This window comes from Synechococcus sp. R60.1 (genome assembly GCF_047461835.1).
Lineage (GTDB): Bacteria > Cyanobacteriota > Cyanobacteriia > Thermostichales > Thermostichaceae > Thermostichus.
The window spans coordinates 1-10,213 of the sequence record NZ_JANSIA010000100.1; the positions used below are offsets into that span (position 1 = coordinate 1).

Consider the following 10,213-nt stretch of genomic DNA (forward strand, 5'->3'; position numbering starts at 1 on the left):
GCGGTCGGAAGCAGGAACCCGCCGAGACGACTGCGCAAGGAGCCATCCATGCGCAGCGTGGTAGGAATCTCCGGCCTTCAGGCCGGGGAGGATGTCAATTTCCCAGTTTCACCCTCCTCTCTGGCTCAGCTTGGAGCCAATGGCCTCATCGGCAAACCCTTCAACGCCGCCACCCTGGCTGCGGACATCTGTGCTCTGCTGGGCTGGGATCCCTGACTCAACCCTGAACCCGCCCCAAAGACCCCTGGGATCCCACCGATATCCGCCAAATCGCGTAGAAGAAACGTACAAATTGCCTACGCAAATCCTCGATGTTTCTCTGTACTTCCACTGATCTTGAGGCTATGATAGGGGCATGAACGTTAGAAATACGGAGGAAACACAGATGCAAGTCAGTGAAGATCTAACCCTGGACTACCGTACTTACCGCATAGCAGCCCTATTGAGCGAGAGCTTCTCTTTGGGAGCACTGCTGGGAGTATCCCTCAAGTGGCAGAACGATGTCTCCTCCGTGAATGAGCCGCGGCCCAGGGCTTCCCATCTTTCCCTGCAGGACATCGAGCAGCGCTACCTCACCTCTTGGCAAAGATAGTCTTCTCCCTTCAAAAACCATCTCTCAAACAGAACCAGCCATGAATACAAGTCTTGACTCTGTTACTCTGCCCTCCAGCATCCAAGAAATCGTGGAGCAGGTGTTCCGCAGCAGCTTCCTCAGCTTGGGCCAAGAGAACCGCATCAATGAGCTGCTCTTTCAGCGGCGCTACTCTGAGGCTGACCTGGAACTGTTGGACTGCCTAAGCTTGGCGTTGCTGAACCATCAAATTGAGACGGAAAAACGTTCTGCGGCAAAAGCTGCCTGACCCCCAAAACGCATCAAGTTCCTCCAAAGCAAAAGGGGATCCCAGCTGGATCCCCTTATTTGTCCAATCTGAGTCCAGTGACCTAGCTGATCTCCAAGGAAAACCCTGGAAGCGCCCCGGCAAGCATTCCAGAGTTCTTGCAGGATGTGGGGACTAGACCGCAACGGTCTTCTTCACCTGAGCCGCCAAAGCTCCAGAAGCATACTTGGCTGCCATCTCATCCAAGGTAACCACCGGAACTTTGGTGCCATGGCCAGCACAGCCGAAGGCAATGTAGCGCTCAGCACAGACTTTTTGCATTTCCTTGATGGAAGGCTTGAGGAAGTGGCGGGGGTCAAACTCTTTCGGATTCTCGGCCAGAGCGCGGCGCACGGCAGCTGTGATGGCCAGGCGGTTGTCGGTGTCGATGTTTACTTTGCGCACCCCATTTTGGATGCCCCGCTGAATTTCTTCCAGCGGCACACCGTAAGTCTCGGGAATGGAGCCGCCGTATTCGTTGATGATGTCGATCAGCTCCTTGGGCACGGAGGAGGAACCGTGCATCACCAGGTGAGTGTTGGGCAGGCGGCGGTGGATCTCGGCGATGCGCTCCATGTCGAGGATGTCACCAGTGGGCTTCCGGGAGAACTTGTAGGCGCCATGGCTGGTACCAATGGCTACGGCCAGAGCATCCACCTGAGTTCGCTCCACAAAGTCCACCGCTTGGTCGGGGTCGGTGAGGAGTTGGTCATGGCTGAGCGCCTCTTCCGCGCCATGGCCATCTTCCGCTTCCCCACGGCCCGTTTCCAGGGATCCCAGGCAGCCCAGTTCTCCTTCCACGCTTACCCCAATTGCGTGGGCCACTTTCACCACCTCGGAGGTCACGGCCACGTTGTACTCGTAGCTGGCCGGGGTTTTGGCATCTTCTTTGAGGGATCCATCCATCATGACGCTGGTGAAGCCGTTGCGGATGGCGGAATAGCAGGTAGCCGGGCTATTGCCGTGGTCTTGGTGCATGGCGACGGGGATGTGGGGGTAGGTCTCCACTGCCGCCAGGATCAGGTGCCGCAGAAAGTTCTCGCCCGCATACTTGCGTGCCCCTCGAGAGGCTTGCAGGATAACGGGGCTGTTGGTTTCATGGGCTGCCTGCATGATTGCTTGGATCTGCTCCATGTTGTTGACGTTGAAGGCAGGAATGCCGTAGCCATGTTCGGCGGCATGATCCAGCAGCGTCCGCATTGCAACGAGAGCCATCGGTTACCTCCTGAGGTGCTGACCTAGTGCGTATGAGATTTGCTTACCGTTGATCTTAAGATACTTTTTACGTTTTGGCGGATAAGCCGCCGGGGATCTGCGCATCTTGCCGAGGGATCTTTGCAACCATTGGCCGCAATGCTCGCGCTCAGACGCAACAGGCGCGCCGACATCTTCAGGTACAGTGGGGAGGGGCAAGACTGTTGGGCGCTTGCATCGAGGATGGATCTGCCCATGCCCGCTCAATTTATCTCTTAGTCTCTCTAATTCTACTGTGGTGTTTTTGTGTTGTTTGCCCGGAGGAATGGGAACGTGCGTTGCAATCGCTGGCCGGTCTTGGGTGTAAAGCCAACAAGGGCTCTGTCCTGCTGGGGCAAAAGGCTGCGCTGGGTGCGAGGAACCGGTTTGGCAATGGCCTGCTGGGCAGTGGCGGGCCTTCGGTCGGCAGCTTGGGGGATCCCTGGGCAATCTCCGGATCAGGTGGCGGCCTGGGTGAGGGACAATCCTGTGCTGCGGCCCCGTCCGGGCGAAACCCTGAACATCAACCGAGTGGAGCCGGATGGATCCCGTTTTACGTTCTTGGCTTCGGTGGCTCCGCCGGGACGGATCATCAACCCGCTGGATCGGGAGACGATTCGCTCGGAACGGATGACGTTCTTTCGCCCCCAAGGACTGACAGCAGAGGATCTCTTTCAAGCCATTCGCGATGTCTATGGGCCGGAGATCGCCGCCGATCTGGATCAGGCGGTGGAGGTGATTCGCTACCCGTCCCCAGAAGCTCTGGCAAGCAGTCCGGGCTATACCTTGGCCCTTGCCATCCAAGGGGTGGTGCTGCGGGGAAACCAATTCGTGTATTGGCTGGAGCTGACGCAAAACCCCGATGGCCGCGTGCAGCAGGGGCAGGTGTGGGTGTTCCAAGAGGAATGGCTACCCAAGGTGGAAGGGGAGTTGGCGGAACGTTTCCCCTTGCAGGTGATGACCCGTTGAGGGGCCCCCAATCTTTATCTCCGAGGAGAAGGGCGCTCAGGGGCGGAGGGAGTTGCTGACATCCAAAGCCGGCAATTCCACCCGTTCTACCTGGGGCCGAAAGCCCAACCAAGGAGTGGCCAACTGGGCAAATCGCTCTGGATCCCCGCTCACACAGAAACGGTGGGGTTCCTCCTGGGCAGCGGTCAAGGGGCGACGCAAGTCCCACAAACTCAATTCGCGGGCCAGGGATCCCACCAGCGCCATCCCTGGATCCACCCGTTTGACCGAGGACGGCAGCAAAGGCTTCAGGATTGGATCCAGCAGGGGGTAGTGAGTACAGCCATAGACAAGAGTATCGATCCCCTGTTGCAACAGCGGTTGCAGGTAGCGTTCAGCCGCCTGTCGCAGAGCAGAGCTATCCAGCCATCCGGCTTCAATGAGAGGGACGAACTCAGGGCAGGCCTGCTCCCAACAGTAAACGGGGTACGGAAAACGTTTGGGATCCAGAGCGCTGTACTCTTGAATGGCTTTTGAGTAAGCGCGACTCTTGACCGTGGCCACCGTGGCGAGCACCCCAATGCGGGATCCCTGGGCCAGTGCTGCCTGGGCGCCGGGTAGGATCAACCCCAGAACGGGCAGGGCAAACTCCTGCCGCACCTGTTCTAGGGCCAAGGCCGAGCTGGTATTGCAGGCCATCACCACCAGCTTCACCGGCTGTGCCTGCATCCATGTCAGAATTTGCCGCACAAAGGCCAGGATCTCCTCTGGCGAGCGTTCCCCATAGGGCAACCGCGCTGTGTCGCCGAAGTAGATGAGCCGTTCCTGGGGGAGCCGGCGGCGTAAGGCTCGCCAAACCGTCAGCCCGCCCAAGCCGCTGTCAAACACCCCAATTGGCCAACTGGGATCTGGCTCTGATTTCCACTCCCACTGCATGCTCCATTCTCCTCAACACCTTGGCCTAAGCTGCTGTATCCTACCCTGCTTTCGAGAATCTCGGCGACAGATTCCCTGCCTTCCCTCTGAGATCAACTGGGCCAACTGGATCGTCAATTCGATCAGTTAAGGATCAATTGAGAGATCCGATAGACATGAACAAGCTCAGCCAACGGCTAGCGACTGCGCAAGAAAGTCTCAATGCCATCGGCAATGGCCCGCGCCAAAATAGCCTGATATTCGGCAGTAGCCAATTTTCGCCCTTCGGTTGGGTTGGTTACGTATCCCAACTCCAGCAGCACGGAGGGCATACCCACAGGTGTTTCCCGCACCACAAAAAAGCGGGCTCGTCTCACCCCCCGGTCAGCAGCACCGGTGGCCCTGACCAAGCTGCGGTGCAAGATGGCGGCCAGCTCGGCGCTATCGGGTCGCAGGTAATAGGTCTCGATGCCGTGAATGCCGGAGCGATCCAGGGCGTTGGCATGAATGCTCACCAGCAGGGCAGCATTGGCCTGAACGGCCATATCCACCCGCGGTTGCAGCAGCACTTCCCGGTCATCGGTGCGGGTCATCACCACCCCGTACCCCCGCTCCTGCAGCAGTCGTTGCACCTGGTGGGCAACGGAGAGCACGATGTCCTTCTCCTGGATCCCATCCACCCCGATGGCACCGGGATCCCGTCCCCCGTGGCCGGGGTCGATGGCAATGACCGTCCGGTTCAGAGATTGGGGGGTGGAAGGGGAGGCAGGGCCGGGCGTCTGCGGCTGAGGTATTGGTGGAGGAGCATTCAGAGGTCGCAGCTCCAAGGTAATGCGGCGGGATCCCTGGCCGGGGTTGGGCTCGAAGACATTGAACTCCTCGGCGAGCTGCACCAGAATGCTGACCGTGCGGGCATCTTCCTGGACAAAGCGGATCCGCTCCACCGGCCCTCCAACCGGCAAGCCGGGATCCGGCATAGACTGGGGCAGGCGAGCGGGCGCCACGTTGATGCGGTAGCCACCACTCTCGGGATCCCAGCCGGCCCGGTAGAACATGAATCCATCGGCGCTGATGATCAACCGGTTGCCCTGGAGCTGAACCGATTGCAACGTGGCCAGCGGCCCACTGCTGTTGACAGAGCTGACCTCGGGCAAAAGGCTGGCCTGGGCAGCACCGCCGGCAGGCTGGATCCAGATCCCACCTCGCTGTGGGTCGTAGCGGGCTTCCCAGTCGCCACCGGAGGAATCCACATCCAGCACTACCCGAGCAACGGTGGGCTCAAACTGCCCGATACGCAGCCGCGAAACCCCCAGACGGTTGATGACATAAGCTCGCTGGGTGAGGGCAGGGCTGAGGGTGGTGTTGAGAAAATCCACCACTACCCGATCCGGATCGAGGATGCGCCGCACCGTAGTGGAGGGGCTGCCTTGGGTACGGATGAAAAAGCCTTCTGCTTGCGGGGATACCTCTAAAATTTGATGGCCGGAGCGAGGAGATGGGGTGGGTGCCGGGCGTCGGGGAGGCAGTGTCGGCAAAGGCGGGGACGGCGGGAAGGGATCCCTGGAACCTCCCAATAAGCCGGCAGATGAAGGGGGAGAAGAAGAGAGAGATCCGGCCTGGGTGAATTGAACAGCCCAGCGGGAGGGGCCGGCGGTGAGCAGTTGCAGTTGGTTGAGGCTGAGAGGCTGATCCGGCTGCAGATACAGCACAAAGCGGGTAATGGTATCCGTAAGCTGGCTAATCTGCAGAGAGGTGACACGGCCCGCAAAAGTCTGGGTTTGGGGCTCCTGTCCAAAGCGGGTGTTGGGAAAATCCAGCACAACCCGAGGCGGATTCTGCAGCACGAACAGAAAAGGCCGCACCTCGCCCTGGGTGTTAACTTCCAGCCGCCCCTGCTGGGGGTCGTAGTACCAACGCTCAATGCGCGATAAACCTGGGGCTGTAATCGCCTGAGCCTGGACAGATTCCGGGGGAAACAGCCCTGCCCCCGCCAAGCTCAACAGCAGCATCGCCCCCCATATCCGCCTTGACCTCGGCTTGCCGAATTCAGGCATGACCTTCCATCCACTCCCCACACCTGCTGCCCTCAACTATACCAACCTGCCCTCGGAGCAGCCTGGGAAGGAGCGCAATTCCGCTCTTGCCTGCAGGGCTGGGGGATGATGGGTAGAGGCTCGCCCCTTCTTCTTCCTGCTTGTTCTCCGGCGAGGTATCTTGGGATGCCCAAACCACCGGATCCCCTAGCCCTGGCCCGAGCTGGACACGCCCAGTCGATTGTGCAGGTTGTGCGGATGGAGCTGCTGCGGCGTCGCTGGTGTGTCCGGGTAGACTTTGCCAACGAGACCCTGCACGTCCACCTGCTGGGATCCCTGTACCAGCCTGCGCTCTCCCCCCAAGTTGCCGCTGCCCAACTGTTTCTGATCTTGAAGCAACTGCGGATCCCACGGCTGGATCAAGTGGAGATTTGCGCTTTCCGCGGCTCACGCTTGCTCTGGCGGCAGAGCCTAAAGCTGGGATCCCGGCAGCGTTGGGATCGGTTTTCCTTCGATAACTGGGCAGTCAACGCTTGGGCTTACCCGGCTGCGTTTGCGGTGGCCCTGATGGTGAACAACATAGGCTTGTTGCAGTTGTTGCATTTGCCTCTTCACATTTGGATCCACGAATTTGGCCATGCCACCGTCGCCTGGTGGAGCGGGTATCGGGCTTTGCCTCTGCCCATCGGCTGGACAAGCGTTAGCTCGCAGAGGGATCCCTTTGTGTATTTTGGAATCCTCTTTTTACTGATTCTACTCTTCTGGTCAGCCCGCAAGGAGCGGATTGGGTGGCTGCAGGTGCTGGCCATCTTTCTTGCTCTATTGCAGTTTTACATGACCTGGCTGATGCCCAATCGCACCTGGGAGATGTTGTTTGTCTTTAGCGGCGTTGGAGGAGAATTTTATCTCAGCACCTTTCTGATGGCCAGCTTTTATTTTCCCTTGCCAGATCGTTGGCGATGGGATTTTTGGCGATTTGTCGTGCCGGGGATCGCGAGCAGCAGCCTGTGGAGAAGCTTTTGGGAATGGCACAGCATCAGACTGGGATTGGCCGAGGTTCCCTGGGGAACTTTGTTGGGCGGCCAAGGAGATGCCAGGGGGGATATGAACCGCCTAAACTACGACTTTGGCTGGAGCACCGATCAAATTATCCAAACCTACACTTTTTTAGGGAACCTGTGTGTTTTCGTCGTATTGAGCCTATATGTTCTATTCCTGTTGCGGGCAAATGATGAGATTTGGCTGTATCTGCGAGCAAAGCTTATTCTTTGGATGGATGGTTTGATAGGCTCCAGTTCAAGGAAACGTTCTTAAGATCCTCTTGTACTGAACATTGCCCCAACTACAACTTTTTCCGGCAGCACCAGCTACATCCGGCGCAAAATGAGCTCTTGGGTAAAAGGGATCCCGCTTATCTCCAGAACTTCCAATAGCGTCCAACTCGATTCCTCAAGGGGGCAGGATCATTTTGGTTTTGGACTGCAGCTTTGCCGGTTGGGAATTGCTCCAACCACTCCGTTGAGCTCAGAGGGCGTTTGTGGTGCCCATCTGGGCAATGATTGGGCGGGAGAAGCGGCACCCCTATCAGGTTGGAGATGGCCTGTTGAGCATTCGCTCTATGCTGAGGGATATGTATAGACAAACTTCCTCTGCAACGGTACTTTACCCATGTCAGCCGCCTTCTCTTGGCCCTACCGCACCCCAGGGATCCCAGACTCTGCCTTTGAACGCATCCCAGGGATCCCGATGAGCCCTCGTGAGGTGCGCGTGTTGGTGCTAAGCCAGTTGCGCCTGGGAGAGAACCACTGCCTGTGGGATATCGGCGCCGGAACCGGCACCATTGCCATTGAAGCAGCCATTCTGTGCCCCAAAGCTCGCGTGATTGCCATCGAGCGAGATGCCGAGGTAGTCAGCCTAATCGAGAGCAATTGCGAGAAATTTGGCCTCACCAACGTGCAGGTGATTCAAGGTACTGCCCCCGATTGTCTGCAACACCTTTCTCCGGCACCGGATCGCATCTGCATTGAGGGAGGCCACCCCCTACGCGAGATCTTGGAAGCCTGCTGGAGCCATCTCAGCCCCAACGGGCGGGTCGTGGCGACGACCAACTCTTTGGATGGGCTCTACGGCCTTTCTGCCGGCCTGGCCGCTGTGCGGGCTCATCATGTGGAGGTGATTCAATCGGCGGTGAACCGCCTGGAACACCGCGGTCGGACTCAAATGCTGCTGGCATTGGATCCCACCTTTGTTTTGAGCGGAGAAAAAATGGGCTAAGTTTTGTGTAAACTGTTTACATTTTTTGGTAAATCTTTTCCTAAGGTGATGGATAAAAGTGGATTGATTTATCTCGGCTGTCTTAGAACCAGCAGAAAAGATTGGGTCACCCAAACCTTAAGCTATACTGATATTTCTCGATCCCAAACTCAAATCTGCTTTTATACCAGATTAAGAGAGCTGGGAAACCCAAAAGCTATGGTTCAATTCCAAAACCCCTTTCAGGAATCACGGGAAGTCAGGCTGCGGCAACTGTTGATTCGAGAGCGCTGGCCGGAAATGCTGAAAGGCTGCCGGGCTTGCATCCATTGGGACGACTTCAAGCGACCGGAATGCTGCGGTGACTGCGGCATTGGCGATCGCCGTAGGCAAGCGGTAACCGAAGAAAGCCCACCCAGCAAGTCCCCAGGAATTTAGGGTTTCCCAAGCTTTCCAGAGGGGGATCCCAGCTCTTGTGGTGGTTTGTAGTAATTTTTACCTAGGGAGTTTTACCCAAAAATTGGGTCCCAAGCCCAGTCTTCACATCTGTCTGCAGCCAGAGCAAACCAGCAAGGTGGGGAGGCAACGAGCGCCTCTCGCAGGATCGTTATGTCGTTGCTCCCTAGCCTCTCATCGCGCCAGCGGGACGGAGTCCTTTGTCGCTACGCGACGCTAACGCGAACGCGCCAGCGGGACGGAGTCCTTTTTTCGCCCCATTGGCCCTCTGCTTCAGCGTCTCAGGAGCAGCTCCCCAGCAACCTCCACGCAGGGATCCATGTTAATTTCTACACCAACATGGTTAGCGACAGGGTCGGCGACAAGCCTCAAACCCTGATTCTTCCGTTGACCCGGTCGATCCCGCTCTGGGCAAGGGTTTCAGGCCTCTCGGCAGAGAAAAATAAGGGGAAATTGCAGCCGTTCGCGCCAGCGGGACGGAGTCCTTTCGCGCCAGCGGGACGGAGTCCTTAAACGAGACCCTGTCGATCTAGGCCCCTGGATCCCGCTCTGGACAAGGGTTATAATCGGCGGGAGTCGCTTCCCTTCGGGGAAGTGGAATTAGTGGAATTAATGGAAACAATACGAAACTTCTCAATCACCAATACCCCCATCATTCCCCACGCTAGGGGGTAGAACTTGGCACTGGCAAACCCTGCCTGCAGGGCCATTTGTCGTTGCTCTTCTCCAGAGGGAAAGCGATCTAGGCTGGGATCAATGTAGGCATATTCGGATCCCAGTCCCAAAGTTTTGGCCTGGGCAACCACCTGAGTGTTCAAGTACCAGCGCTGAAATTGTTCGCAAAGAGGGATCCCTGTGGGGCGGTGAAAATCCAAAATGGCGGCACGACGTCCTGGCTTCAGTACTCGCCTAATCTCTCGCAAGGCTTGGGGAATATCGGTTACATTGCGCAAGCCGTAGCCCATGGTAATGGCATCGAAGCTACTGTCGGGAAAAGGTAAGGCCAAGGCATCTCCCAAAACCCACTCCAGGGAGTAGCCAGGGAAGAGCCGGGAGCGACGCCGGGCAATCGCCAGCATGGCGGGAGAGAAATCTAGGCCCACCACATGTCCCCTTCGTCCTACTCGGCGGGCCAACTGCAGAGCCAGATCACCGGTTCCACAGCACAGATCCAGCACATATCCTCCTGAGCTGGCGCCCGACCAACGCACGGCCATACGCTTCCAAACCTGATGGAGGCCCAGGCTCAAGGTTTGGTTGAGGGAGTCATAGTGGGGAGCAATGCGGTCAAAAAGCGCTCGGATTTCCTCAGGCTGTTCAAAGGTTGGGCTAGGCACCTCTTCTCAACTCCACCTCATGTTCCCCGTACAAACTTTGTTGCTCCTGTTGCTCCGCAACGCTACGTGACCGGATCTGTGGTGTAAACTACCCGGCTCCGACCGCTAAGCGGTACGGAGCGGGCTTTCAGTAGCCCTGGGCCTGCTCTGCTCTACCAGA

At 57.7% G+C, this 10,213-nt stretch carries 11 protein-coding genes; 7 read left to right on the plus strand and 4 right to left on the minus strand.

Annotated features, from left to right (window positions below):
- The first annotated feature begins 48 nt into the window (after window positions 1-48).
- The 3 genes from NW834_RS12040 to NW834_RS12050 all read left to right on the plus strand — a co-directional run bounded on the left by NW834_RS12040 (window position 49) and on the right by NW834_RS12050 (window position 860).
- Complete coding sequence (locus NW834_RS12040; protein WP_414426320.1) at window positions 49-216, plus strand: hypothetical protein; 168 nt, start codon at window positions 49-51, stop codon at window positions 214-216.
- Between the two features lie 169 nt (window positions 217-385).
- Window positions 386-592 carry a hypothetical protein gene (locus NW834_RS12045; RefSeq protein ID WP_011432020.1) on the plus strand — a complete coding sequence of 69 codons (207 nt, stop codon included), beginning with the start codon at window positions 386-388 and terminating at the stop codon, window positions 590-592.
- A gap of 40 nt (window positions 593-632) precedes the next feature.
- Complete coding sequence (locus NW834_RS12050; protein WP_011432021.1) at window positions 633-860, plus strand: hypothetical protein; 228 nt, start codon at window positions 633-635, stop codon at window positions 858-860.
- A 153-nt stretch (window positions 861-1,013) separates the two neighbouring features.
- Here NW834_RS12050 and fba read toward each other — a convergent pair whose 3' ends face one another.
- Complete coding sequence (fba, locus tag NW834_RS12055; RefSeq protein ID WP_011432022.1) at window positions 1,014-2,093, minus strand: class II fructose-bisphosphate aldolase; 1,080 nt, start codon at window positions 2,091-2,093, stop codon at window positions 1,014-1,016.
- A 390-nt stretch (window positions 2,094-2,483) separates the two neighbouring features.
- Here fba and NW834_RS12060 point away from each other — a divergent pair, with 390 nt between their 5' ends.
- A complete protein-coding gene (locus tag NW834_RS12060; protein WP_414350535.1) occupies window positions 2,484-3,080 on the plus strand; it encodes a hypothetical protein in 597 nt (198 codons plus the stop codon).
- Window positions 3,081-3,116: 36 nt separating this feature from the next.
- Here the strand turns inward: NW834_RS12060 and murI are convergent, their stop codons facing one another.
- Window positions 3,117-3,995: a glutamate racemase gene (gene murI / locus NW834_RS12065; RefSeq protein ID WP_414418793.1), complete on the minus strand. Its 879-nt coding sequence runs from the start codon at window positions 3,993-3,995 to the stop codon at window positions 3,117-3,119.
- Window positions 3,996-4,171: 176 nt separating this feature from the next.
- On the minus strand, window positions 4,172-5,983 hold the full coding sequence (locus tag NW834_RS12070) for an N-acetylmuramoyl-L-alanine amidase (RefSeq protein WP_414418792.1): 1,812 nt from the start codon (window positions 5,981-5,983) through the stop codon (window positions 4,172-4,174).
- 210 nt (window positions 5,984-6,193) lie between these two features.
- Between NW834_RS12070 and NW834_RS12075 the strand changes: the two genes are divergently transcribed.
- The 3 genes from NW834_RS12075 (at window position 6,194) to NW834_RS12085 (ending at window position 8,698) form a co-directional block, all read left to right on the plus strand.
- The gene (locus NW834_RS12075; RefSeq protein ID WP_414418791.1) at window positions 6,194-7,321 is read left to right on the plus strand and encodes a hypothetical protein; all 1,128 of its coding nucleotides are present in this window, start codon (window positions 6,194-6,196) and stop codon (window positions 7,319-7,321) included.
- Window positions 7,322-7,675: 354 nt separating this feature from the next.
- Entirely contained in the window at window positions 7,676-8,281 is a 606-nt protein-coding gene (gene cbiT / locus NW834_RS12080) for a precorrin-6Y C5,15-methyltransferase subunit CbiT (RefSeq protein ID WP_414418790.1), read from the plus strand.
- 198 nt (window positions 8,282-8,479) lie between these two features.
- On the plus strand, window positions 8,480-8,698 hold the full coding sequence (locus NW834_RS12085; protein ID WP_414332184.1) for a hypothetical protein: 219 nt from the start codon (window positions 8,480-8,482) through the stop codon (window positions 8,696-8,698).
- 578 nt (window positions 8,699-9,276) lie between these two features.
- Here NW834_RS12085 and ubiE read toward each other — a convergent pair.
- Window positions 9,277-10,053, minus strand: a complete 777-nt coding sequence (ubiE, locus tag NW834_RS12090) for a bifunctional demethylmenaquinone methyltransferase/2-methoxy-6-polyprenyl-1,4-benzoquinol methylase UbiE (protein ID WP_414407419.1) — start codon at window positions 10,051-10,053, stop codon at window positions 9,277-9,279.
- Between the last annotated feature and the right edge of the window lie 160 nt (window positions 10,054-10,213).

Excerpts from the sequence above, each read along its gene's own strand:
- NW834_RS12040 (WP_414426320.1), top strand. The coding sequence starts at position 49 with ATGCGCAGCGTGGTAGGAATCTCCGGCCTTCAGGCCGGGGAGGATGTC.
- NW834_RS12045 (WP_011432020.1), top strand. The coding sequence starts at position 386 with ATGCAAGTCAGTGAAGATCTAACCCTGGACTACCGTACTTACCGCATA.
- NW834_RS12050 (WP_011432021.1), top strand. The coding sequence starts at position 633 with ATGAATACAAGTCTTGACTCTGTTACTCTGCCCTCCAGCATCCAAGAA.
- fba (WP_011432022.1), bottom strand. The coding sequence starts at position 2,093 with ATGGCTCTCGTTGCAATGCGGACGCTGCTGGATCATGCCGCCGAACAT.
- murI (WP_414418793.1), bottom strand. The coding sequence starts at position 3,995 with ATGCAGTGGGAGTGGAAATCAGAGCCAGATCCCAGTTGGCCAATTGGG.
- NW834_RS12070 (WP_414418792.1), bottom strand. The coding sequence starts at position 5,983 with ATGCTGCTGTTGAGCTTGGCGGGGGCAGGGCTGTTTCCCCCGGAATCT.
- NW834_RS12075 (WP_414418791.1), top strand. The coding sequence starts at position 6,194 with ATGCCCAAACCACCGGATCCCCTAGCCCTGGCCCGAGCTGGACACGCC.
- cbiT (WP_414418790.1), top strand. The coding sequence starts at position 7,676 with ATGTCAGCCGCCTTCTCTTGGCCCTACCGCACCCCAGGGATCCCAGAC.
- NW834_RS12085 (WP_414332184.1), top strand. The coding sequence starts at position 8,480 with ATGGTTCAATTCCAAAACCCCTTTCAGGAATCACGGGAAGTCAGGCTG.